This is a genomic window from Pseudomonas sp. NKUCC02_KPG (assembly GCF_019345465.1).
GTDB lineage: Bacteria > Pseudomonadota > Gammaproteobacteria > Pseudomonadales > Pseudomonadaceae > Aquipseudomonas.
The window spans coordinates 1-25,346 of the sequence record NZ_JAHKRC010000023.1; the positions used below are offsets into that span (position 1 = coordinate 1).

Annotated in this window: 19 protein-coding genes; 9 read left to right on the forward strand and 10 right to left on the reverse strand. The window is 57.3% G+C overall.

Annotated features, from left to right (window positions below):
- Nucleotides 1–78: 78 nt before the first annotated feature.
- Entirely contained in the window at nt 79–2,517 is a 2,439-nt protein-coding gene (locus KO536_RS23135) for a Lon protease family protein (RefSeq protein WP_133078599.1), read from the reverse strand.
- A 273-nt stretch (nt 2,518–2,790) separates the two neighbouring features.
- On the opposite strand from KO536_RS23135, the gene KO536_RS23140 reads away from it, so the two are divergent.
- The 3 genes from KO536_RS23140 (at nt 2,791) to KO536_RS23150 (ending at nt 5,521) form a co-directional block, all read left to right on the forward strand.
- Nucleotides 2,791–3,279 (forward strand): DUF3015 domain-containing protein, encoded by a 489-nt coding sequence (locus KO536_RS23140; protein ID WP_019824032.1) that lies wholly within the window; start codon nt 2,791–2,793, stop codon nt 3,277–3,279.
- A 78-nt stretch (nt 3,280–3,357) separates the two neighbouring features.
- Complete coding sequence (locus KO536_RS23145) at nt 3,358–5,211, forward strand: DUF4105 domain-containing protein (RefSeq protein ID WP_219263144.1); 1,854 nt, start codon at nt 3,358–3,360, stop codon at nt 5,209–5,211.
- A gap of 16 nt (nt 5,212–5,227) precedes the next feature.
- Entirely contained in the window at nt 5,228–5,521 is a 294-nt protein-coding gene (locus KO536_RS23150) for a chorismate mutase (protein ID WP_133078602.1), read from the forward strand.
- Nucleotides 5,522–5,634: 113 nt separating this feature from the next.
- Here the strand turns inward: KO536_RS23150 and gdhA are convergent, their stop codons facing one another.
- Together gdhA and ettA are read right to left on the reverse strand one after the other, a co-directional pair.
- Nucleotides 5,635–6,972: an NADP-specific glutamate dehydrogenase gene (gdhA, locus tag KO536_RS23155; RefSeq protein ID WP_133078603.1), complete on the reverse strand. Its 1,338-nt coding sequence runs from the start codon at nt 6,970–6,972 to the stop codon at nt 5,635–5,637.
- 277 nt (nt 6,973–7,249) lie between these two features.
- Nucleotides 7,250–8,917, reverse strand: coding sequence for an energy-dependent translational throttle protein EttA (gene ettA, locus KO536_RS23160; protein ID WP_133078604.1), 1,668 nt, complete (start codon nt 8,915–8,917; stop codon nt 7,250–7,252).
- Between the two features lie 267 nt (nt 8,918–9,184).
- On the opposite strand from ettA, the gene KO536_RS23165 reads away from it, so the two are divergent.
- The 3 genes from KO536_RS23165 to KO536_RS23175 all read left to right on the forward strand — a co-directional run bounded on the left by KO536_RS23165 (nt 9,185) and on the right by KO536_RS23175 (nt 15,096).
- Nucleotides 9,185–13,045 (forward strand): EAL domain-containing protein, encoded by a 3,861-nt coding sequence (locus KO536_RS23165; RefSeq protein ID WP_219263145.1) that lies wholly within the window; start codon nt 9,185–9,187, stop codon nt 13,043–13,045.
- A 99-nt stretch (nt 13,046–13,144) separates the two neighbouring features.
- Complete coding sequence (gene glyA / locus KO536_RS23170) at nt 13,145–14,398, forward strand: serine hydroxymethyltransferase (protein WP_133078606.1); 1,254 nt, start codon at nt 13,145–13,147, stop codon at nt 14,396–14,398.
- Between the two features lie 143 nt (nt 14,399–14,541).
- Nucleotides 14,542–15,096: a hypothetical protein gene (locus KO536_RS23175; protein WP_219263146.1), complete on the forward strand. Its 555-nt coding sequence runs from the start codon at nt 14,542–14,544 to the stop codon at nt 15,094–15,096.
- A gap of 226 nt (nt 15,097–15,322) precedes the next feature.
- On the opposite strand, the gene yjiA is transcribed toward KO536_RS23175, so the two are convergent.
- From yjiA to radA, 4 genes are all read right to left on the reverse strand, one after another.
- Nucleotides 15,323–16,297, reverse strand: coding sequence for a GTPase (gene yjiA / locus KO536_RS23180; RefSeq protein WP_219263147.1), 975 nt, complete (start codon nt 16,295–16,297; stop codon nt 15,323–15,325).
- A gap of 143 nt (nt 16,298–16,440) precedes the next feature.
- Complete coding sequence (locus tag KO536_RS23185) at nt 16,441–16,638, reverse strand: YbdD/YjiX family protein (protein WP_007937254.1); 198 nt, start codon at nt 16,636–16,638, stop codon at nt 16,441–16,443.
- A 15-nt stretch (nt 16,639–16,653) separates the two neighbouring features.
- Nucleotides 16,654–18,720, reverse strand: a complete 2,067-nt coding sequence (locus tag KO536_RS23190; RefSeq protein WP_133078609.1) for a carbon starvation CstA family protein — start codon at nt 18,718–18,720, stop codon at nt 16,654–16,656.
- Nucleotides 18,721–18,935: 215 nt separating this feature from the next.
- The gene (gene radA, locus KO536_RS23195) at nt 18,936–20,303 is read right to left on the reverse strand and encodes a DNA repair protein RadA (RefSeq protein WP_133078610.1); all 1,368 of its coding nucleotides are present in this window, start codon (nt 20,301–20,303) and stop codon (nt 18,936–18,938) included.
- A 122-nt stretch (nt 20,304–20,425) separates the two neighbouring features.
- Between radA and mscL the strand changes: the two genes are divergently transcribed.
- Nucleotides 20,426–20,839, forward strand: a complete 414-nt coding sequence (mscL, locus tag KO536_RS23200) for a large-conductance mechanosensitive channel protein MscL (RefSeq protein WP_133078611.1) — start codon at nt 20,426–20,428, stop codon at nt 20,837–20,839.
- Nucleotides 20,840–20,911: 72 nt separating this feature from the next.
- On the opposite strand, the gene KO536_RS23205 is transcribed toward mscL, so the two are convergent.
- The gene (locus tag KO536_RS23205) at nt 20,912–21,688 is read right to left on the reverse strand and encodes a ferredoxin--NADP reductase (protein WP_133078612.1); all 777 of its coding nucleotides are present in this window, start codon (nt 21,686–21,688) and stop codon (nt 20,912–20,914) included.
- Between the two features lie 370 nt (nt 21,689–22,058).
- Between KO536_RS23205 and KO536_RS23210 the strand changes: the two genes are divergently transcribed.
- Both KO536_RS23210 and KO536_RS23215 read left to right on the forward strand, forming a co-directional pair.
- On the forward strand, nt 22,059–22,772 hold the full coding sequence (locus tag KO536_RS23210) for an autoinducer binding domain-containing protein (RefSeq protein ID WP_133078613.1): 714 nt from the start codon (nt 22,059–22,061) through the stop codon (nt 22,770–22,772).
- 154 nt (nt 22,773–22,926) lie between these two features.
- Nucleotides 22,927–24,051, forward strand: coding sequence for a class I SAM-dependent methyltransferase (locus tag KO536_RS23215; protein ID WP_219263149.1), 1,125 nt, complete (start codon nt 22,927–22,929; stop codon nt 24,049–24,051).
- 59 nt (nt 24,052–24,110) lie between these two features.
- On the opposite strand, the gene KO536_RS23220 is transcribed toward KO536_RS23215, so the two are convergent.
- Nucleotides 24,111–24,278 (reverse strand): DUF2474 domain-containing protein, encoded by a 168-nt coding sequence (locus tag KO536_RS23220; RefSeq protein WP_133078615.1) that lies wholly within the window; start codon nt 24,276–24,278, stop codon nt 24,111–24,113.
- Between the two features lie 57 nt (nt 24,279–24,335).
- Entirely contained in the window at nt 24,336–25,343 is a 1,008-nt protein-coding gene (gene cydB / locus KO536_RS23225; protein WP_133078616.1) for a cytochrome d ubiquinol oxidase subunit II, read from the reverse strand.
- Between the last annotated feature and the right edge of the window lie 3 nt (nt 25,344–25,346).

Below are 25,346 nucleotides of genomic sequence, written 5' to 3' on the forward strand. Positions count from 1 at the left end.
GGGTGTTGTGGGGGCGGGGGGTCGCGCGCGTGGGGCGCGCGAGCACGCCCGCCCCCACACATGACATCTTTCAGGGGGTCAGGCCGGTTTCTTTGCTGCCAGGGCCTCAGCCAGCAACTCTTTCTCGGCCTCCTTGAGGTCGTCGTCGTTGATCATTTCAGCGATCACCCGCAACCGCTCTACCACGCGCGCATTGACGCTGCCTTCAGGGAACTGGCCCTCTTCATCCGGCTCACCGGCAGGCTCACCCACCAACAGGCTCAACGCTTCATCGGCCTGACGCACCGCATACACGTGGAACTTGCCATCACGCACCGCCTGCAGCACCTTCTCATCCAGCATCAGGGTCGCCACGTTGGCCTGCGGGATAATTGCCCCCTGCTCGCCTGTAAGCCCCCGCGCTTCACAGAGTCGGAAGAAGCCCTCGATCTTCTCGTTGACCCCGCCCACCGCCTGCACTTCACCAAACTGGTTGATGGAACCGGTGATGGCAAAACACTGTTTGAGTGGCGTTTTGGACAGCGCCGAAATCAACGTACAGGCCTCACCCAGCGAGGCACTGTCGCCATCGACATAACCGTAGGACTGTTCCAGCGCGATACTGGCTGAAATCGCCAGCGGGAATTCCTGTGCATAACGGCTGCCCAGGTACCCGGTCAAAATCATCACGCCCTTGGAGTGAATCGGCTGACCCAGGTTAACTTCACGCTCGATATCGACGATACCGCTGCCACCCGGATACACCGTGGCGGATATCCGCGCAGGTACACCAAAGGCCGAGTCGCCGACTTCCAGCACGGTCAGGCCGTTGCACTTGCCCACGGCCGCGCCATCGGTGTCGATGAGAATTATCCCTGCCAGCATGTCATCAAGAATGCGCGCCGACACTCGACCGGTACGCGTGGCCTTGGCCTTGAGCGCACGCTCGATATGGCCGGCATCGGTCATCTCATCGCCCGCCAGGTGACGAATGAAATCCGCCTCGCTGACCAGCTGGAACAGATCACCGATACGCGCCGACAAACGACCCTGATGCTCGGCCAGGCGTGCGCTGTAGGTCGCCAGACGCGCTACCGCATCGGCGGTCAGCGGCGCCATGCCTTCTTCTGAAGTCCGGGTGGTCAGCAACTGAGCGAACTGCTCAAGGCTTTCATCGACCATCGGGATGTCTTCGTCGAAGTCCACCAGCACCCGGAACATCTCCTGGAAGTCCGGATCAAGGTCCTGCAGCGTGTAATACAGCTGGCGGGCACCAATGATCACGACCTTGACCTGCAAGGGAATGACTTGCGGATTGAGGGTGACGGTCGCCAGACGGCCCATCTCGCCCAGCGGGGACTCCATCTTCAACTTGCGCGATTGCAGGGCACGCTTCAGGGCATCCCACACAAAGGGCTCACTGAGCATTTTCTCGGCTTCAAGAATCAAAAACCCACCGTTGGCACGATGCAGCGCGCCCGGGCGCAACTGCCGGTACGTGGTGTAAAGCGCGCCCTGGTCAGTGCTGTACTCAATACGACCGAACAGGTTGTCATACGTGGGGTGCGGCTCAAACACTACCGGCGCACCACCGCTCAGCGGCTGGCCTACCACCAGGCTGGGCAGGTACTGCTCTTCGAGCAACTTGCGGGCCTGGGCGTCGGTCTTGCTGTCGTCGACCAATTGCTCGACCACGGTTTTCAGCAAGTACACCTGCATGGCTTGCAGATAACCGCAGACCGCACCATTTTCGGCGTACTTCTGCGACAACGGCGACAGCAACGGCTGCAACGCCAGGGTGATGGTTTCTTCGTTCAGTTGGCGCAGCTGATTGTTCGACTCGCGCTTCCATTGCGGCAGGCTGGCCAGTTCTTCGTTCAGCCGCTCTTCCAGTCCGGAAATATCCTCATGGAAGCGCTCTCGCTCAACCTCAGGCAATTGCGAAAACTCGGCCTCATCCAGCGCCTTGCCATCACTCATCGGCGTGAAGGCCACGTTGCTGCTGTCGCGATACAACGCAACGCCTTTTTCCAGCGCCAGCCGCTCGATCACATCCAGCGCCCGGTCGTACCGCTGATTGAAGCCCCGATCGATCGCGCTTTTGCGCTGTTGATACGTCGGGTGCTCAAACACCGCCGGAAAGGTCGCCAGCAGGTTGTCGATCAGGTGGTTGATATCGGCAATAAATGCACCCGCGCTGCTCGAAGGCAGTTCCAGGGCACGTGGCTCACGGGGCTCGTCAAAATTATTGACGTACACCCAATCGCTCGGGGACTTCAGGCGCTTGCCCTCGGCCTTGAGGTAGCGTTTGACGAATGAGAAGCGGCCCGTACCCGGCTCGCCCATCACAAATACGTTGTAACCCGGACGTGGCATGGCCACGCCAAACTGCAGGGCTTCGACCGCACGCTCCTGGCCGAGAATGCCGCGAAAAGGTTCTAAATCATTGGTATTCGAGAAGCTGAACTGTTCAGCAGAGAAAGGACGGGTTAGCGCATCAGGCGCTAGACGCAAGCTGGTGGCAACAGAATCAGGCATCGGGCTTCCTTACATCGGGCGGGGCAGATGGCAGCATTCTGGCGCTGGCTGTACATCACTGGCAAGGCGTACAACACGGGAAAGTTCACCCCATCGTATTTACGGGCAAAAAATGTGCATCAACAGAGATTGTTTTACAAAAAACCACGGAACCTGCCGATCGTGCCTAGACTCCAAGCTGTTACGCGGCTGGAAGGCATAACCGGCTCGTACTGGCGCTTCAGGGCCAGAAACCCTTGTCCATTGGTTGCACACATATAGAGAACAAAGCTTATGAAACGGATTCTTCTCGGTACTCTCTTTACAGTTGTTTCCCTCAATGCCATGGCGCAAGCCCCGGGCGGTCCGAACTGCGGTTGGGGCAACATGCTGTTTGAAGGTCAGCGCGGCACCCCTGCACACTTCCTGGCATCCACCACCAACGGCACGTCCGGTAACGCCACCTTCGGCATGACCTCCGGCACCAACGGCTGTACGACCAAGGACGCCCTGACCTACGGCGGCAAATCGTGGATTGCCATGAATGGCATGATCAACGAACTGTCCGAAGACATGGCCAAAGGCAATGGCGAAGCACTGACCACCTACGCGGTGGTACTGGGCGTCGCCCCTGAAGATCGCGCGCATTTTGCCGCCGTCACCCACGAGCACTTCCAGCAAATCTTCAGCAAGGCCGATGTAACGGCTGAAGATGTTCACAACAACACCCTGGCTATCCTCAAAGGCGATGCCCGCCTGGCCAAATACGCCACTGCTGCGTAGTAAATGAGATCTGCCCGCTCCTCTGGGAGCGGGTATTCTCCTGCGTCACCCCTCTTCGTCTGACAACAGTTGCCGAACATGCTCAAACGCCTTGCCTATCTGGCGCTCTGTGCCTGCGCCCCGCTGTATGCCGCACCCCATATTGACGATCAACGTATTCAGCAGTTGGCCAACGACCCGTTCTGGATCTCTCTGGGACACTATGAAGCCGGCAAGTTGAGCGGCTGGCGCAGCTATGTCAGCGACGACAAATTCTTTCTGGCCCCCGACGGCGCCCATCACCCGGACGCCGAACTGCGTGCCACCGTCCAGGCCTTGTATTCGCCCTTGAGCCTGGGGGACAAACACCCGCAGTGCGTGTACCCGGCCCGCACCCGCTGGCTCAAGGCCCAGTTGAACCTGACCGACCTGCCCAAGGCCGAATGCGCAGAGTTCACGCAATGGTTCAAGGACGTTGCACCGCACAGCACGGTGATGATTTTCCCGGCGGCCTACCTGAACAGCCCGTCCTCGATGTTCGGCCACACCTTGTTGCGTATCGACCAGGCCGATGTGCAGAACAACAAGACCGCCCTGCTCAGCTACGCGATCAATTTCGGCGCCTACATTGAGGGTTCCGACAACAGCATTTTGTATGCCTGGAAGGGGTTGGCCGGTGGCTATCCCGGCCTGTTCGCGCTGGTGCCCTACCAGGAAAAGCTCTCCGAGTACCGCAGCCTCGAAAACCGTGACCTGTGGGAATACCGACTCAATCTGACTCCCGAAGAAACCCAGCGCATGGTCGAGCATGTGTGGGAGCTCAAACAGATCCAGTTCGACTATTTCTTCTTTGACGAAAACTGCTCGTATCGCCTGCTGGAGTTGTTGCAAGTGGCACGTCCCGGCTTGCAACTGACCACCCAGTTCCCGCTGACCGCGATCCCCACCGACACCGTCAAAGCGGTCAAGGAAGCGGGCTTGGTTGAAAGTATCGAATACCGCCCTTCCCGGGAGCGTGAACTGCTGGATCGCGCCAAAACCCTCGATCCTGAGGAACAGCAATGGGTGCTGCAGATCAGCGCCGATCAGGCCCGGTTGCAAAACCCGACCTTCAAGGCGCTGCCAAAAGAACGCCAGGCGCTGATTATCGACGCCGCTTATCGTCTTGAACGCTACCGGGCAAACGGTCTCGAACGTGACCCGGCCCGCTCCCAGCGCAGCTTCGAACTGCTGCGCGCCATCAACCAGAATCCAGCTCCTGAACTGCAGGTCGAACAACCCGAGTTGCCCGAAAACGGCCACGAATCGCGCACCTGGCAACTGGGGGCCGGTAGCCGTGACGACAAGGCCTTTGCCGAGTACGGCCTGCGCATGGCTTACCACGACTTGAACGACAACGCGCCCGGCTTTCCGCTGGGCGCGCAGATTGAAATCCTGCAACTCAAGCTGCGCCAGTACGAAGGTAACAAGTGGCAAGTTCAGCAACTGGACCTGGCCAACATTCGCTCCCTGACCCCGCGTAACGACTTGCTGCAACCCTGGTCCTGGCAAGTGGGCGGCGGGCTGGAACGGGTGCTGGGCAAGCATGGCGATGAAAGCCTGGTCAGCCACGTCAATGGGGGCGCGGGCGGCACCTGGCAGTTGGGCGAAAACCTGCTGGGCTTTGCCCTCGGCACCCTGCGCGTGGAGCACAACAACGATTTCGCCGCCTTTGTTTCACCGGCAGCGGGGTTTAACACAGGGCTTCTCTGGCGCAATCCGGTGGGCAACCTGAGTCTTGAAGCCAAAGGTGATTACTTCACCAACGGTGAAGTCCGCCGCAGCCTCAGCCTGAACCAGCAATGGGAAATTTCGCGCAATCTGGGCCTGCGACTGAGTGCACAACGTGAGTTCAGCAAGCTGACCTCACCCGTCAACGAAGTGATGCTGGAGTTGAAGTGGTATCACTACTGAAAGGAGGTTTTAAGACATGGCTGTTAACTACGATTCCCTTGAACAGGTGCGCGAGAAAATCGACGGGCTGGATCGCCAGATTGTCGGCTTGATCGCCGAACGGGGTGCCTGCGTATCGCAAGCGGCGCTGTTCAAAAAAGACAGCGATGCGGTCAGGGCGCCGCAACGGGTTGAGCAGGTGATTGCAAAAGTCCGGGCGCTGGCCTCAGAACTGGGCGCTAACCCGAACGTCACCGAAGAAGTTTACCGCGCCATGATTGCAGCCTTTATCGAGCAAGAACTGGCTGAGCACAAGGCGCTTGCCAACTAGATAGAGACCGTGTGGGAGCGGGCTTGCTCGCGATTGGATCGACGTGATGCAACAGATACACCGCGTCGCTTGCATCGCGAGCAAGCCCGCTCCCACAGAAGAACGGAACCGGCTTACACCACGCCCTGGGCCAGCATCGCGTCAGCGACTTTCACGAAGCCCGCAATGTTCGCACCTTTGACGTAGTTGATCCGACCGTTTTCTTCGCCGTAGTGAACGCACGCATGATGGATCGACTGCATGATGTTATGCAGTTTGCTGTCGACCTCTCCTGCCGTCCACAGCAGGCGCATGGCGTTTTGCGACATTTCCAGACCGCTCACCGCCACGCCGCCGGCATTGGATGCCTTGCCCGGTGCAAACAAGATACCGGCCTCGATAAACAGATCAACCGCTTCGAGGGTAGTCGGCATGTTCGCGCCTTCTGCCACGCACACACAGCCATTGCTCAACAATGTACGGGCCGCTTCAGCGTCCAGTTCGTTCTGAGTGGCGCATGGCAATGCGATGTCGCACGCCAGGCTCCACGGATGCTGGCCCGCCAGAAACTCCAGACCAAACTGCCCGGCCAATTCGCTGATACGACCGCGCTTGACGTTTTTGAGCTCCATCAGCGCTTCCCACTGCTCCTCACTCAAACCGGCTTCGCAGTACAACGTGCCTTCGGAGTCCGACAACGAGATCACTTTGCCGCCCAGGTCCATGACTTTGCGCGCCGCATACTGCGCCACGTTACCGGAGCCAGAGATCGCTACGCGCTTGCCATCGATACGCTGGCCGCTGCGCTTGAGCATTTCCTGCGCGAAGTACACACAACCAAAGCCGGTGGCTTCAGGGCGGATCAGGCTGCCGCCGTAGCTCATGCCCTTGCCGGTCAGCACCGAGGTGAACTGGTTGCTCAGGCGCTTGTACTGGCCAAACATAAAGCCGATTTCACGGGCGCCTACACCGATATCGCCTGCCGGCACGTCAACGTCCGAACCAATGTGGCGGTACAGCTCGCTCATGAAGGCCTGACAGAAACGCATGACTTCAGCGTCGCTCTTGCCCTTGGGGTTGAAGTCAGAGCCGCCCTTGCCGCCGCCCATAGGCAACGAGGTCAGGGAGTTCTTGAAGGTTTGCTCGAACGCCAGGAACTTCAGAACGCCAAGGTTCACCGACGGATGGAACCGCAGACCACCCTTGTAAGGGCCAATGGCGCTGTTCATCTGGATACGGAAACCACGGTTAACCCGCACTTTGCCTTCATCATCAACCCAGGATACGCGGAACACGATCGCGCGCTCAGGTTCACAAATGCGCTCAAGAATGCCTGAAGTGAGGTAATGGGGATTGGCTTCAAGAAACGGCCACAAACTGCGCAGGACTTCTTCTACTGCCTGGTGGAATTCAGGCTGGTCCGGGTCACGTTTTTTCAGGCGGGCAAGGAACTGGTCGACGGATTCGATCATGGTTAATTCTCGGCAAATTTATTGTCGTTAAACAGAGATTGACCGGAACTTTATCAATTCATGTGGCACCGCGACAGCGCAAAATGTCGCAGTTCTGAATTTAAATGGTGCATTTATATAAATTAAACCGATTTCACGGGCTTTTGCGCACCAAAAAAAAGCTTCTTGTACTCACTTTTGCACCACTAAAAACCCACCTTCTGTTCCTACAGGGTCAGTATTGCTCTGCAAAAAAAACGGAGCCCCGAGGGGCTCCGTCTTTTCTTGCAAACCGGCCTTACTGGGCCAGTTTTTTGTGACGCACACGGTGCGGCTGAGTGGCCGCTTCGCCGAGGCGCTTTTTACGATCAGCTTCGTACTCGGTGTAGTTACCTTCAAAGAAGATTGCTTGCGAGTCGTCTTCGTACGCCAGGATGTGAGTCGCAACGCGGTCAAGGAACCACCGATCGTGAGAGATCACAATGGCGGCGCCAGGGAAGTCCAGCAGCGCTTCTTCGAGCGAACGCAGCGTCTCAACGTCAAGGTCGTTGGACGGTTCGTCGAGCAGCAGCACGTTGGCGCCCTCTTTCAAGGTCAGGGCCAGGTGCAGGCGACCACGCTCACCACCGGACAGGTCCTTGACGAACTTCTGCTGATCGCCACCTTTGAAGTTGAAACGACCTACATAGGTACGCGACGGGATTTCATAGTTTCCGATGCGGATCACATCGGAACCGTCAGAAATCGCCTGGAACACAGTCTTGCTGCCGTCCAGATCGTCACGGCTCTGGTCCACGCACGCCAGTTGCACGGTTTCACCGACTTCGATGCTGCCCGAATCCGGCTGTTCCTTGCCCATCAGCATGCGGAACAAGGTCGACTTACCGGCACCGTTACCGCCGATCACGCCAACGATGGCGCCTTTAGGCATCGCGAACGACAGGTTGTCGATCAACACGCGATCGCCGTAACCCTTGGACACGTTCTTGAACTCGATAACCTTGTCACCCAGGCGCGGACCAGCCGGGATGTAGATTTCGTTGGTCTCGCTGCGCTTCTGGAATTCCTGCGATTGCAGTTCCTCGAAACGCTGCAGACGAGCCTTGGACTTCGACTGACGCGCCTTGGCACCTTTACGGACCCATTCCAGCTCGTCTTTCATGGCCTTTTCATGGGCCGACTGCTGCTTGGATTCGGCAGCCAGACGATCGGACTTGGCTTCAAGCCAACCCGAATAGTTGCCCTCGTAAGGAATGCCCGCGCCACGGTCAAGCTCAAGGATCCAGCCCGCCACGTTATCCAGGAAGTAACGGTCGTGCGTAATCGCAACCACGGTACCCGGGAAGTCGTGCAGGAAGTGCTCAAGCCAGGCTACAGAGTCGGCATCCAGGTGGTTGGTTGGTTCGTCGAGCAGCAGCATGTCCGGGGCCGACAGCAGCAGGCGGCACAAGGCCACACGGCGCTTCTCACCACCCGACAGGTGCTCAACCTTGGCATCCCAGGCTGGCAAACGCAGGGCGTCGGCAGCGACTTCCAGCTGGCGCTCCAGGTTGTGACCGTCGCTCGCTTGCAGGATCGACTCAAGCTTGGCCTGTTCAGCAGCCAGCTTGTCAAAATCGGCATCCGGGTCTGCGTATTCGGCGTAAACCTGATCCAGGCGCGCTTGAGCGTCCTTGATGACGCTCACGGCTTCTTCAACCACTTCGCGCACGGTTTTGCTCGGATCCAGCTGCGGTTCCTGCGGCAGGTAACCGATGTTCAGGTCGGGCATCGGACGGGCTTCGCCGTCGAACTCGGTATCGACACCCGCCATGATTTTCAACAGGGTGGATTTACCCGAACCGTTCAAGCCGAGTACGCCAATCTTGGCGCCAGGGAAAAACGACAGGGAGATGTTTTTCAGGATTTCCCGCTTCGGCGGAACAACTTTGCTCAGCCGATGCATGGTGAAAACGTATTGAGCCATGGAGAACCTAGGGTCAGAGACGAGTGAATAAGGTGCGAGCAATGCCCGGATCAGGCCATAGCAGAAAGTCAGGGACTGATCGAAATCAATGCCTGCTCGCAGAAAATGCATAAATGTAGACGCCCGAATCTACCTGAATGCGCTGAACAGGGCAAACCAGTGCAGACCAGAGGGCTGGCACTTTGCCACAACCCAAGGCATGCTAGGCGCCCTCTGGGCGTCTTTAGGGGGCCTGGCGCCAATGCCGCCAAATTGCAGGATCACACGTTGCCCAATGTCACGCCGCCCACTCTGAATAAAGCGTCCAACCCACTTCTTGGGACGCCTGTGCGCGGAACGTTGAAAAGTGCATTGGCCACTCTGGTTCTGTTGCTGCTGGCGATGTTGTTCTGGTTGTTGATTGAGCAGTTCCAGGAAACGCTCCAGCAAGAGCGTCAAAACAGCATCAACTACAGTGCCGATCTGGCCGACCACATCAGCCTGAGCATGGAAGTACGGGCCGAAACCGCCCTTAATCTGCTTCCTGTCGATACGCTGCCGAAAACCCTGCGCCAACAGCAGGCACTGGTCAATCAACTGCATCAATACGTACCCTCGCTCCAGAGCCTGGTCTTGCTCAGCACTGCCGGGCAGGTCGTGTTCGACAGCGCTGGCACCACCCCCGACGCTGCATTCCTGGCTGAATGGGCAAGCCTGATCCCCTCGCGAAAACGTACCGACGGCTATTACTTCAGCAATAACGCTGACGCCAGCATGTTCTATTTGTTGCTGCGCCAGCCCGCAGGCGATATCGGTGGTTACTGGCTGCTGCGCATGAGCCCGGAACTGCTGCAAAACATGACACACCAGAACGCCAGCAGCAGTCGGCCACAATGGCTGATTGAAAACGTGAAAACCCGCAAGGTCCTGAAGCGTGCCTACAGCCCCATTTCGCCAGCCTCAACCCTGAGCCAGCAGGATGAAAGCGACACCGTACAACTGAGCCCCATCAATCACAGCGACTGGCAGTTACGCGGGCTGTTCAATGAACGCCAAGCGGTTGAACGACTGCTGCCCGGACTGATCGTCAAATGCCTGCTCGGCTTGCTCTTTTCGTTGCTGCCGATCATTGCGCTGCTCAACATGCGCCGCCGCCAACGCCAACTGCATGAAGGCCGCCGCCGTTATCACGATATTTTCGAAGGCACCGGGGTTGCCCTGTGCGTGCTCGATCTGTCCAGCTTGCCGGGGTTTCTTGAGCGCGAAAAACTCCACGACAGCAGTGACCTCAAGCAATGGCTAAGCGACCACCCCCAGCTTCGTAGTCAATTATTTGCGCAACTGCGCATCACTGAAGTCAATCAGGTCGCCATGCAGCTGCTGGAGGTCGAATCCGGGGACGGTGCCTGGCTAAAGCTGATTAACGGCTGCCCCCAAACCAGTTCGGCCATTGGCTATCAAATCGTCGAAACCGTACTGGATCAACAGCAGCAACTTGAACTGGAAGTAAAGCTGAGCGATGCCAGCGGCCGGGATCAACATGTGTGGCTGGTGCTGCGCCTGCCTGAAGACCCTCAGGACTATCACGCGGTCATCCTGAGCATCAGCGACATCACAAGCCGCAAGCTGATCGAATTGTCCCTGCAAGAGCGCGAAAGTTTCTGGTCGGATGTCGTGCGTACCGTACCTGACCACCTCTATGTGCAAAATGTAATCAGCCAGCGGATCATATTCAGCAACCATCACCTTGGGCAGACCCTGGGCTACAGCGCCATCGAACTTCAGGAAATGGGCGCATATTTCTGGGAACTGTTGCTGCACCCGGATGACGCCGAACGTTATCACCAGCTGCGCCAGCAGCAACGGGAAGATGGCTATAAGCACTTGATGCAGTGCCAGTTGCGCTTTCGTCATCAGCAAGGCACCTGGCGGCGCTTTGACATCCGTGAACAGGCCTTTGCCCGTGACACCGGGGATCAAGTCACGCGCATTGTCGGGGTGGCCAAAGACATCACCGACCAGATCGAAGCCAGTGAGTCACTGCGTGACAGCGAGCAGCGCTACCGGATGCTGGCCGAAAGCATCAGCGACGTGATTTTCTCCACCGACAGCACGTTGCGCATGAACTACCTCAGCCCCTCCATCCAGACCGTGCTGGGGTACGACGCACAATGGGTGTTCGACAATGGCTGGCAGTCAATTATCGCGACCCCGCAACAACTGGAGGGTATCTACAGCCTGATCGAACGTATCCGCGCCGCCCTGCACACACCTCGACAACTCTCGGCCCTGCGCGCCCAGGTGCAAACCCAGTTGTTCCTGTTCGACTGCTTGCGCGCTGACGGGCATAAAGTCCCCATCGAGCTGCGGCTGGTACTGGTGTGGGATGAAAACGATGGCTTCGAAGGCATTCTGGGCGTTGGCCGTGATATCAGTCAGCAACGTCGTGCTGAAAAAGACCTGCGCATGGCCGCTACGGTGTTTGAGCACTCCACCTCGGCCATCCTGATTACCGACCCCGCCGGTTATATCGTGCAGGCCAACGAAGCCTTTAGCCGGGTCAGCGGCTACGCCGTGGCCCAGGTGCTCGACCAATTGCCGAGCATGTTGACCGTTGATGCCCAACAACGCGCGCACCTGACCTATGTGCTCAAGCAACTGCATGTCAATGGCACATGGGAGGGCGAAGTCTGGCTCAAGCGTCTCAACGGCGAACACTACCCGGCGTGGGTCGGCATCACTGCCGTGCTCGATGACGAGGGTGATCTGGCCAGCTACGTGTGCTTCTTCAGTGACATCAGCGAGCGCAAAGCCAGTGAACAGCGAATTCACCGCCTGGCTTACTACGACGCCCTGACGCACCTGCCTAACCGGACGCTGTTTCAGGATCGCCTGCACACTGCGTTGCAACAGGCCGAACGCAACAAGTCGTGGGTTGTGCTGATGTTCCTCGACCTCGACCGTTTCAAGCCGATCAATGATTCCCTGGGCCACGCCGCAGGCGATCGAATGCTCAAGGACATGGCCATCCGCTTGCTGGCCTGCGTCGGTGACGACGACACCGTGGCGCGTATGGGCGGTGACGAGTTCACCCTGCTCCTGCAACCACGAGCCACCCGTCAACTGGCCTTGAACCGGGCCATCAGCGTGGCCGAGCAAATCCTTGCCAGCCTGGTAAAACCCTTTGTACTGGAAAGTCGCGAGTTCTTTGTAACCGCCAGTATTGGCATTGCCTTGAGCCCGCAAGACGGCAACGAACTCAGCCAGTTGATGAAGAACGCCGACACCGCGATGTACCACGCCAAAGAGCGCGGCAAAAACAACTTCCAGTTCTATCAGGCAGACATGAACGCCAGCGCCCTTGAGCGCCTGGAACTTGAGAGCGACCTGCGCCACGCCCTTGAACAGCAAGAGTTCATCCTTTTTTACCAGCCGCAATTCAGCGGCGACGGCAAACGGCTGACCGGGGTTGAAGCACTGCTGCGCTGGAACCACTCCAGGCGCGGACTGGTGCCGCCCGGTGACTTTATCCCGGTGCTCGAAGAGCTGGGCCTGGTGGTCGAAGTGGGTGACTGGGTGCTGGCCGAGGCCTGTCGCCAGCTCAAGCTCTGGCACCAGGCCAAAGTGCGCGTGCCCAAAGTCTCGGTCAACATCTCGGCGCGCCAGTTTTCCGATGGCCAACTGGGCACGCGCATCGCCACGATCCTCAAGGAGACCGGCCTGTCCCCTGCCTGCCTGGAGCTTGAGCTGACCGAAAGTATCCTGATGCGCGAAGTCAGCGAAGCCCTGCACATTCTGGCCAGTCTGAAAAACCTCGGCCTCAGCATTGCCGTGGACGACTTTGGCACCGGTTATTCATCGCTCAACTACCTCAAGCAATTCCCGATCGATGTCTTGAAAATCGACCGTACCTTTGTCGATGGCCTGCCCTCAGGCGAACAGGACGCGCAGATTGCCCGTGCAATCATTGCAATGGCCCATAGCCTAAACCTGGCCGTCATCGCCGAAGGCGTGGAGACCCAGGAGCAGTTGGATTTCTTGCGCGAGCATGGGTGCGATGAAGTGCAAGGCTATCTGTTTGGTCGCCCGATGCCAGCACATCTACTGGTCAAGCAACTGCAAGCGGCCAGTGATGAACTGCACATGTGAATCCTGCCTCTCATCACCGTGAATCGCATTCATATGCCAGATAAAACCCATTGAGTTAGAATGCCCTCCTTTTCTGCCCCCCGATCCCTGAGGACCGCCATGTTCAGCCGTGATTTGACACTTGCCAAGTTCGACGCCGACCTTTTTGCCGCCATGGAGCAAGAAGCTCAGCGCCAGGAAGAACATATTGAGCTGATCGCTTCGGAAAACTACACCAGCCCAGCGGTCATGGAAGCTCAAGGCTCGGTTCTGACCAACAAATACGCCGAAGGCTACCCGGGTAAGCGCTACTACGGCGGCTGCGAATACGTCGACGTCGTTGAGCAACTGGCTATCGACCGTGCAAAAGAGCTGTTCGGCGCCGATTACGCCAACGTTCAGCCACACGCCGGTTCCCAGGCCAACAGCGCTGTCTACCTGGCCCTGTTGTCGGCTGGCGACACCATCCTGGGCATGAGCCTGGCACACGGCGGTCACCTGACCCACGGCGCCAGCGTTTCGTCCTCGGGCAAGCTGTACAACGCCATCCAGTACGGCATCGACGCCAACGGCCTGATCGACTACGACGAAGTAGAGCGTCTGGCCGTTGAGCACAAGCCAAAAATGATCGTGGCCGGTTTCTCTGCCTACTCGCAGATCCTGGACTTCCCGCGTTTCCGCGCTATCGCTGACAAGGTTGGCGCCTACCTGTTCGTCGACATGGCTCACGTAGCCGGTCTGGTAGCGGCTGGCGTTTACCCTAACCCGGTTCCGTTTGCTGACGTGGTCACCACCACCACTCACAAAACCCTGCGCGGTCCACGTGGCGGCCTGATCCTGGCCAAGGCCAACGCCGACATCGAGAAGAAGCTGAACTCGGCTGTCTTCCCGGGTTCGCAAGGCGGCCCACTGGAGCACGTCATCGCCGCCAAGGCCGTGTGCTTCAAAGAAGCTCTGCAACCAGAGTTCAAGGCTTACCAGCAACAAGTCGTGAAAAACGCCCAAGCCATGGCATCGGTGTTTATCGAGCGCGGCTTTGACGTGGTATCGGGCGGTACTGAAAACCACCTGTTCCTGCTGTCGCTGATCAAGCAGGAAATCTCCGGCAAAGACGCTGACGCCGCACTGGGCAAAGCGTTCATCACCGTGAACAAAAACTCCGTGCCGAACGATCCACGCTCCCCGTTCGTGACCTCGGGTCTGCGTTTCGGTACTCCGGCTGTTACCACTCGCGGCTTCAAAGTAGAAGAGTGCCGTGAACTGGCTAACTGGATCTGCGACATCCTGGCTGATATCAACAACGAAGCCGTTATCGACGCCGTTCGCGAAAAAGTCAAAGCCATCTGCGCCAAGCTGCCGGTATACGGCAACTAAGTGTAAATAGCTGAATAAAAAGCCCGGCTCTTGAGCCGGGCTTTTTATTGCCCCAGTTATTTTGAAACATATCGCCATATATCCATGGGTGATAACGACCTAATCTGAACTTTATGCTTTTCACCAACAACAGAGTTCAGACAATGACTAACGATACACAACAATCATTCATCGCCACCTTACAAGTACCGAACCATAACCTTCATCTATTAGGGACGCTTCACGGCCAGCCTGTAACAGTCACTGACGTATTTGCCAGCGGCGGTTTCTTCACCGGCCGGCCGCAGACCAGAGACGACTCCGCAGCCGTGGGGATTCAGGCCCACGCCACAGGCGGGGTCAAGACGGTACTCAAACTATATTTCCGGCATACCGTAAAAGGGTATGAAATACATATCAAACACGCCGGCCAGTATGATCGGCACCGGCTGGCCAAAAACCATATGGATATACTCTATGCGAGAAGTCCGACACTAAAACACCCACTTACCTTCACGTTGCTTGATGAAAACAATACGGCCGTTACAGCTGACAACTTAAGTCAAGCTCATACACTGATCACTCTAAAAACTCACAACAATAAGTATATAGGGGTAAAAAGAGCCAAGGGCTCGCCTCACTCATACTTGGGAGAAACCGCTGAAAGCCACAAAATGGTATTTCTTTTAAGTGTGATAGAAAGAAACGGGGCTTACTAACCCACACCGGGTCATCTTTATGTGGGAGCGGGCTTGCTCGCGATTAAGGCAATGCGGTCTTTCAGACAAACCGTGTCGATATCATCGCGAGCAAGCCCGCTCCCACACAATGTAGTACGTGACGTTTTTATTCGGGTAGCAAACGCCAGCCCAATACGTTCAGCAGGTCACAACCGGCGCGAAGCAACAGCGTCGCAGCCATTGGCAAAGCGGTGCGAAAAACCCGCTATTTTCGTGAGGCTAGAACATCAAACCCCTCGCGAATCTTGGCTTCAGGCAAGTCATCGGCAATAAATACCATCACGCTGTCGCGCACCTCACCCTCAGCCCACTCAGTGTCCCAGTCGAAGCCATAGAGCTTGAGCACGCCCTGAAACACCAACCGTCGATCTTCACCGGCAATGCTCAGCACGCCTTTGTAACGCAGCAATTGCTTGCCGTGATCTTCCAGCAGTTCGTTCATGAACGCGCTGAGGCTGTCGATATCCAGCGGTGTTTCGGTGCGCAGCACAAGGCTTGAGATGCGGTCGATAGATGACGCAGGCTGCACCGGACGCAAATTCAGGCTACCGCCCAAGTCTGCATTGAGATTGAACCCTCGGACATCCAGCAACTCGGCCAGATCTATCTGGCCGTGCTCAACCACACGAATCGGCGCCCGGCGGTTGATACGGGTCAAGCGTTCGCTTAAGGCATCAAAGGTGGCGTCATCCACCAGGTCGCGCTTGCTCACCAACAGGCGGTCAGCAAAACCGATTTGTGCCTGGGCGATGGTTTGGCTCAGGTGTACATCGGCGTGCGCGGCGTCCACCAGGGTGATGATGCCGTCCAGCAGGTAACGCTCGCGCAGTTCTTCGTCTATGAAAAAGGTTTGCGCCACCGGTGCCGGGTCGGCCAGGCCGGTGCATTCGATCACCAGGCGGTCGAACGCTATTTCGCCACTGTCCAGACGCTCCAGCAGCAGGTACAGCGCCTTGGTCAGGTCGGTGTGAATGGTGCAGCACACACAGCCATTGGCCAGTGTCATGACTTGCACGGGCTCATCACCCAACAACTGGGTATCGATCCCGGCATCGCTGAATTCGTTCTCGATCACGGCGATTTTCAGGCCATGTTCGGCCTTGAGCAGGTAACGCAACAAGGTGGTTTTACCGGCACCCAAAAAGCCACTGAGGATGGTGACGGGGATTGGAGAGGACATGCACAGTCTCCTTGAAATGACGCAAAAAAAAGTGGGAGCGTGCTTGCCCGCGACTCAAGCAGCGCGGTGTAACGGATACACCGCAGCGCACTCATCGCGAGCAAGCCCGCTCCCACAGTCAGATGCAACTTAGCCCTGAGGGGCTAGCAGCACTTGGGCCCACCCTTGCCGCCGTAACGGGCTTCCTGGCGTTCGCGGAAGAACGCCTCGTAGCTCATGACAGGCTTGTCCGGGTGCTTGGTTTGCATATGCTCGACGTAGTTGTCGTAGTCGGGCATGCCGACCATCAGGCGCGCGGCCTGACCGAGGTATTTACCGAGGCGACTCAGGTCATTGAACATGATTGCAACCCTCTGTTATGCATCCGGCATGACTTGGTACGGCGACTCTTTATCCGTACGTACTTTACTGCCCCATGCTGCCACGCCCACCTTGATCGCAAAGAACAGAATGCTGAACACCACGAACAGGAACAGCACGGTCAGACCGGCGTTGGTGTAGGCGTTGATGATCACGTGCTGCATCTGGTCGATGTTTTTCGCCGGGGCAATGACTTGGCCCGCTTCCAGCGCAGTGCTGTACTTGTTGGCCAGGGCCAGGAAGCCGACCGCAGGGTTGGCGTCGAACAGCTTGATAAAACCTGCAACGGTGGTGCAGATCAGCAGCCAGATCGCTGGCAGCATGGTCACCCAAATGTAGCGTTGACGCTTCATTTTGATCAGCACAACGGTTGCCAGCATCAGCGCGATACCCGCCAGCATCTGGTTAGAGATACCGAACAGCGGCCACAGGGTGTTGATGCCGCCCAATGGATCGATCACGCCCTGATAAAGCAGGTAACCCCACATCGCTACACAAAGGCCTGTTGCCAGCATGTTGGCGCCCCAGGACTCGGTGCGCTTGAGTGCAGGCACAAAGCTGCCCAGCAAGTCTTGCAGCATAAAGCGACCGGCACGGGTACCGGCGTCAACCGCCGTCAAGATAAACAGGGCTTCAAACAAAATGGCGAAGTGATACCAGAACGCCATTGTGTTTTCGCCCGGCAACACGTTATGCAGGATCTGAGCGATACCCACAGCCAGTGTCGGTGCGCCGCCGGCACGGGCCAGAACGGTGGTTTCACCAATATCCTTGGCCAGTGCGGTCAGTGCATCCGGGGTAATTGCAAAGCCCCAGCTGCTAACGGTTTGCGCAACAGTCACCACATCACCGCCGACGATGGCCGCCGGGCTGTTCATGGCGAAGTACACGCCCGGCTCGATGACCGAAGCGGCAACCATGGCCATGATGGCCACGAAGGACTCCATCAACATCGCGCCGTAGCCGATGTATCGGGAGTTGCATTCGTTATCCAGCAACTTGGGTGTAGTACCCGAAGAAATCAGTGCGTGGAAACCCGATACCGCACCGCAGGCAATGGTGATGAACAGGAACGGGAACAGACCGCCTTTCCAGACTGGGCCAGTACCGTCGGTGAACTGGGTCAATGCTGGCATTTTCAGCTCAGGCATGGTGACCAGAATGCCGATGGCCAGTGCCACGATGGTGCCGATTTTAAGGAAGGTCGACAGGTAGTCACGCGGTGCCAGAACCAGCCAAACCGGCAGCACGGCTGCAACAAAACCATAACCGATCAGCATCCAGGTGATCTGCGTACCGGTGAAGGTAAACACCGGAGCCCATTCAGGGCTTGCCGCAATCTGGCCCCCCAGCCAGATCGAGCCGAGCAACAGCAGCACACCGACAATGGAGATCTCACCAATGCGGCCCGGGCGGATGTAGCGCATGTAAATGCCCATGAACATCGCAATCGGGATGGTCGCCATCACGGTGAACATGCCCCACGGGCTTTCGGCCAGGGCCTTGACCACGATCAGCGCCAGCACCGCCAGGATGATGATCATGATCAGGAAGCAACCAAACAGCGCGATGGTGCCCGGGATCTTGCCCATTTCCTCACGCACCATGTCGCCCAAAGAGCGACCGTTGCGGCGAGTGGACATGAACAGGACCATGAAGTCCTGCACCGCACCGGCCAGAACAACACCGGCGATCAGCCAGAGCGTGCCCGGCAGATAGCCCATTTGCGCGGCCAAAACCGGCCCCACCAACGGTCCGGCGCCAGCGATGGCGGCGAAGTGGTGACCAAAAAGAATGTGCTTGTTGGTCGGCACATAGTCCAGACCATCGTTGTTGAGCACTGCAGGGGTAGCGCGACTGGGGTCGAGCTGCATCACCTTGGTGGCAATAAACAGGCTGTAATAACGGTAAGCAACCAGATAAATGGCAACCGCTGCCACTACGATCCACAAGGCGTTGATCGCCTCGCCCCGGCGTAACGCAACTACGCCAAGGGCGCAGGCTCCTACAATTGCCAGCACCAGCCACGGAATGTGGCGTAGCAGGCTATTTTTATTATTCATTTTTTAATTCCGGCCAGTTGGACAAGAAAGACTGCCCCCGGAGTTTAGCGCTCTTGGCTCTAAAGACCAGCCCCTAACGTTGGTCTAGAGCCTTCTTTTGTGGGTTTGTGCTGGCTGGCGCTGCATAGTTGTCCCGTGCAACGCCACTGTCAGTTCCGGCCTCCTGGCCAAGACCCGCGATCAAACCCTGCAGATTTTTTTACAGGTATGAAACCCTATTCAAACAACGCATCCAGTGCCTGCTCAAGGCGGGTCACACCGATGACCTTCAAGCCCGGCGGAGACTCTTTGGGGGCGTTGCCCTTGGGCACGATGGCACGCTTGAAACCGTGCTTGGCCGCTTCTTTAAGCCGCTCCTGACCGCTGGGTACCGGGCGCACTTCGCCGGACAAGCCAACCTCACCAAACACCAGCAGATCATGGGGCAGCGGTCGATTGCGCAGACTGGACATCACCGCCGCCATCAGCGCCAGGTCGGACGCGGTTTCCAGCACCTTGACCCCGCCCACCACGTTAAGGAATACATCCTGATCATGAGTGGGAATACCGCCGTGGCGATGCAGGACAGCCAGCAGCATGGCCAGTCGATTCTGATCCAGACCCAGGGTCACACGGCGCGGGTTGGACATATGGCTGTCGTCCACCAGTGCCTGCACTTCCACCAGCATGGGACGGGTGCCCTCCCAGGTGGCCATGACGACGCTGCCCGGCACTTCTTCCTGAGCACGGGTAAGAAAAATAGCTGACGGGTTGGAGACTTCTTTCAGGCCTTTGTCGGTCATGCCGAACACACCCAGCTCGTTGACCGCGCCAAACCGATTTTTCACTGCGCGCAACAGACGCAAGCGACCGTCAGACTCACCCTCGAAATACAGCACGGTGTCGACCATATGCTCCAGCACCCGCGGTCCGGCCAGCGCACCCTCTTTGGTCACGTGGCCCACCAGGAAAATGGCCGTGCCGCTCGACTTGGCATAGCGCACCAGCAATGCCGCACTTTCTCGCACCTGGGACACACCGCCCGGCGCCGACTGCAGTTGCTCGGTGAAGATGGTCTGGATTGAGTCGATCACCATGACCTTGGGTTTTTCGAGCTTGGCGGTGGCGATGATGTTTTCGATACAGGTTTCGGTCATCACCTTGAGCTGATCCTGGGGCAGCCCCAGGCGTCGGGCGCGCATGGCCACTTGCTGCTGGGACTCTTCGCCAGTGACATACAGCGCAGGCATGCGCGTAGCCATCTGACACAAGGTTTGCAGCAAGATAGTGGACTTGCCGATACCCGGGTCACCGCCGATCAACACCACCGAACCATCGACCAGACCGCCCCCGAGTACCCGATCCAGCTCACCGGAAGCGGTGGAGAAGCGCGGGATTTCTGCAATGCTGACTTCGGCCAGGGTTTTGATCTGGGCCTGTTGCCCTGTCCAGCCGGTACGGCCACTGGGCGGCGCGGCGCCGCCGCTTTCTACAATGGTCTCGACCAGGGTGTTCCAGACGCCGCACTCGCCGCACTGCCCTGCCCACTTGGGAAAGGTTGCGCCGCACTCTGTGCAGCCGTAAATGCGCTTGGGTTTGGCCATCTGAACTCCAGGGAAAAAACGCGATGATAGCCCACTGAGCTTTGATCAGTGCGGCGCGGGCATGATCTGCCATGCTGAATTACACTGCACCCACCAACTTCATCTGTAACAAGGAATATCCAATGAGCGTGATAAGTGAGTTCAAGGCCTTCGCGGTCAAAGGGAACGTGGTCGATATGGCCGTCGGTATCATCATCGGCGCGGCATTTGGCAAAATCGTTTCGTCCTTCGTGGGTGACGTGGTCATGCCACCGCTGGGCCTGTTGATTGGCGGTGTGGACTTCAGTGACCTGGCCATTACGCTGAAAGCGGCCGTTGGCGATGCCCCGGCCGTGGTCGTGGCATATGGCAAATTCATCCAGAGCGTGATCGACTTTATCATCGTGGCGTTTGCCATCTTTATGGGTGTAAAGGCAATCAACCGCCTGAAGCGCGAAGAGGCAGTCGCGCCAAGCGCCCCGCCTCTTCCTTCTAAAGAAGAAGAACTGCTGGGCGAAATTCGTGACCTGCTTAAAGTTCAAAACAACCGACCTTAACTGCCCAACATGAATAACGGCGCCCCAGGGCGCCGTTATTTATTTCATGCTGCTCGACATATAAAACTTACACTACCAGTAGTTCTCAACAGCAACTTGTCCGGGCCGACGACTCAGACTCAACTGCATGTCACGGGCCTTCAACAACTTGCGTGTGTCATCAATCATTTGTGGATTGCCACATAACATCACCCGCGAATGTTCGCGGGTCAGATCAACACCCGCCGCCTGCTCAAGTTCACCATTTTCGATCAAGGTGGTCATTCGCCCGTTCAATGCACCGGGCACTCGCTCACGGGTGACGATCGGAACATACACAAACTTGTGTGCATACTCAGCAAGGTAATCACGGGAAAATAAGCCTGCGATGAGATCCTGATAGGCCAGTTCGCGCGCTTCGCGGGCACTGTAAACCAGCACAATGCGCTCGAATTTTTCCCATACTTCAAAATCCTGGAGGATCGACAGGAACGGTGCAATGCCGGTCCCCGTTGCCAGCAACCACAGATCACGCCCGTCAACAAAACGATCCAGGGTCAAAAAACCAAATGCCTGGCGCTCCACCAGCAAGGTGTCACCCACTTCAAGACGACTGAGCTCACTGGTGAACTCTCCCCCCGGTACCACAATCGAAAAGAACTCCAAGAACTCGTCATGGGGTGAAGAGACCATGGAATAGGCGCGCCAAACCGTACTGCCATCCGCCTTGGTCACGCCAAGCCTTGCAAACTGGCCTGCGGTAAAGCGAAAGCCCGGGTCGCGAGTGGTACGCAATGTGAACAGGCTGGGGGTCAGCGGTGTGACATCGAGAAGCGTCTGCTGGGTAAATTTTTCTGCGCTGGCAGTCATGGGGCACTCCATTGACGAATGCCTCTAGTGTCGCCCAAAGACGCCAGGAGAAACACCGATGGTTTGTGATGGCTTTGAGACAGCCTTCCAGGGGCAAACAAGGGGTCGCCGACAAGGTTCGTATTAATTAACTCACACAGCGCCCGGATCCAATTTATCTAAAGCAACACACAGCTATATATATAAACCCGAAAAAGCATAATTAAACTCACTGTTTAAATTATCACCCGCATCTATAAACACGCCATATTACCCACCCCCCCTATTTATATTTTGTAACCAACAACAACATTTCAAACACCATCTAGAATAAACTTAGTAACACACCGCCTATTGTCACCCACTTACTGCCGGGCCGCCGGAGCGCCTTATGACCGCACATCATTTAATCAACCAGAACCAACACTTCGCCTGCAGAAGCGAAGCTGAATTGGGTTCCGACACACTCAAACGAATAGAAGAGTACGGCTTTAATTATTTCTTCTTTCGCACGATCCCTCGACATGGCAATGTAATAACGAATAGTAAAGTATTAACAAACTATCCAAATGATTATGTCGAGCGGTATGAAAAAGGGCCTCTTACGCAAAAAAATCCACTCATGACTCACTGCCAACTATCGATCCTGCCCATTATTTGGAGCGCCGATGTTTTTCGTGATGCTCCCGACCAGTGGAAAGCCACCCAAACCTGCGGGCTGACCTATGGCTGGTCGCAGTCGGTGCATGACCCCAATGGCGCAGTGAGCATGTTGAGCCTTGCCAGAAAAGACCCTCCTGTGTCGCAGGACGAGTTTTCGGGCAAAGCTGCCAGCGTGCTGTGGCTGTGCAATCAGTTACACAGCGCCATGCTCGAACGCTTTCACCTGCGCCATAGGCTGACGATCAACATCATGCGTTTGTCCGAACGTGAGTTGGAAGTCCTCAAGTGGACTGCCGAAGGCAAAATCGCTTCCGACATTGCCATGATTCTGAGCCTGAGCACCCGCACCGTGAACTTCCATATCAGTGGTGCAATGAAAAAACTGGGGGCCAGCAACAAAACCTCGGCCGTGGTCATGGCGGCCAGGTTTGGCCTGCTGTAAACGGACACTGCGCTAAAGTGGATAAACCCGTCAGGCAATCTGCGGCAAAAAAAAGTAAAATCACGCCTACCTGTAAAACCACGGACTCCTCTGTTTGCCAGCCTCCCCCTCAGGGGCAAGACATGCAGTTGTCGATTCCTCAGAGTTTGTATAAATGCCTGTGCTAGAAAGCCCCTTCGCCCAACTTCGCCTGATCCGCCAACCCGAGCAGCAAAACGAGCCCTTGCAGGCCTTTGATGCGGCAGATGAGTATTTGCTTAATCACCTGGCTGAGCAGGCGTTGCCCGCAAACAGCCGGGTGCTGGTGCTCAATGACAGTTTTGGTGCCCTGGCGGTCAGTCTGGTCAACACCCTGCATGTCACCAGCAGCAGCGACTCCTTTCTCGCCATTCAGGCGCTGGAAAAGAATCTGGTGCGCAATGGCCATGCTTACGATGCGGTATCGATCATCCCTGCCAGCCAGCCTCTGGTCGGGCCTTTCGACTGTGTACTGGTGCGTGTTCCCAAGACCCTGGCGCTGCTTGAAGAGCAACTGATCCGCCTACAAGGCCAATTGGCACCCGGAGCACAGGTCATCGCAGGCGCGATGGTCAAACACTTGCCCCGCGCCGCAGGCGATCTGCTGGAGCGCTACATTGGCCCGGTACAGGCCTCGCTGGCGGTCAAAAAAGCCCGTTTGCTGGTGTCCACGTCCCAGGCCCTGGGGCCATTTACATCGCCGTACCCCACGCGCTATCGACTGGAAAAGCCGGCCATCGAGCTGCTCAACCACGCCAACGTGTTCTGCCGCGAAGACCTCGATATCGGCACTCGGGCATTCCTGCCCCACCTGCCAAAAAACCTGGGCACTGCACGGGTTGCCGACCTGGGCTGCGGCAATGGTGTACTGGCCATTGCCAGCGCGCTGAATAACCCGCAAGCGCAGTACACGCTGGTCGATGAGTCGTTCATGGCCGTGCAGTCTGCCCGCGAGAACTGGCAGGCCGCATTGGGTGATCGCGAGGTCATTGTGCGGGCTGACGACGGTTTGGCGAGCCAGGCACCGGACTCACTGGACGTAGTGCTGTGCAATCCGCCGTTCCATCAGCAACAAGTGGTGGGAGACTTTCTGGCCTGGCGCATGTTCCAGCAGGCCCGTGAGGCGCTGGTAGTGGGGGGGGCGCTGCACATCGTCGGCAACCGTCACCTGGGCTATCACAGCAAGCTGGCCAAACTGTTTCGGGGCGTAGAACAAGTGGCCGCCACTCCCAAGTTTGTGATCCTCAAGGCGCGCAAGTAATAAAAAAACCCGCCTGGGCGGGTCATAAAACCGTAGCCGCAAGGCTACGGGATGGGAAGTCAGTGGCTCTTCATGCCTGCGGCGGTCATGAACAGGCGGATCAGCCAGGCAAATACTGCCAGGCTCGCCACACTGGCGGTCCAGATCACCAGCAACCAGCCAATGCGTTGCCACAAGGGCTTTTTTTCGCACTCTTGAACGTCGTTTAGATAATCCTTGCCAGCCATGTTCGGGCCTCCTCTGGGGAAAAGGCTGTGGCCCTCAGGCCACAGCGGCATGTACGACTAGTGATAACCGTCTTCGTGAGTCACCTTGCCGCGGAACACGTAGTAGCTCCAGAAGGTGTAACCGAGAATAAACGGGATGATAAACAAGGTGCCTACCAGCATGAAGCCCTGGCTTTGGGGCGGTGCCGCTGCATCCCAGATCGAGATCGAAGGCGGGATGATGTTCGGCCACAAGCTGATACCCAGACCGCTGTAACCCAGGAAGATCAACACCAGGGTCAACAGAAACGGCGTGTAGTGAGCCTTGCGCGCTATCGCCTTGAGCAGACCATACATCGTCACCAAGACCAGGATCGGCACCGGCAAGAACCAGAACAGGTTCGGCAGTGTGAACCAGCGTGCAGCAATGTCAGTGTGCGCCAGTGGCGTCCACAGGCTGACGATGCCCATCAGCACCAGTACGGCCAACGCCAGCGGGCGACCCAACTTGTGCATGCGCTCCTGCAAGTGGCCTTCGGTTTTCATGATCAGCCAGGTGCAGCCAAGCAATGCATAGGCCACGATCAGGGCAATCCCGCAGAACACAGTGAACGGTGAAAGCCAGTCCAGCCCGCCCCCCGCATACTGACGGTTAACCACCGGAATCCCATCAATGAAGGCCCCCAGCGCCACCCCCTGGAAGAAGGTTGCCACCAGCGAGCCGCCAATAAAGGACTTGTCCCAGAGATGGCGTTTTTCTGGCCGTGCCTTGAAGCGGAACTCAAAGGCGACGCCCCGAAAGATCAACCCCATCAGCATCAGCATCAGTGGCAAGTACAGTGCCGACAACACGACCGAGTAGGCCAGCGGGAAGGCACCAAACAATGCCGCGCCGCCCAGTACCAACCAGGTTTCGTTACCGTCCCAGACAGGGGCGACCGTATTCATCATCACATCGCGGTCGCTCTCGCCCTTGATAAAGGGAAAGAGGATGCCGATCCCGAGATCGAAACCATCCATGACCACATACATCATGATCCCGAAGATGATGATGATTGCCCAGATAAGTGGCAGATCAATACCCATGAC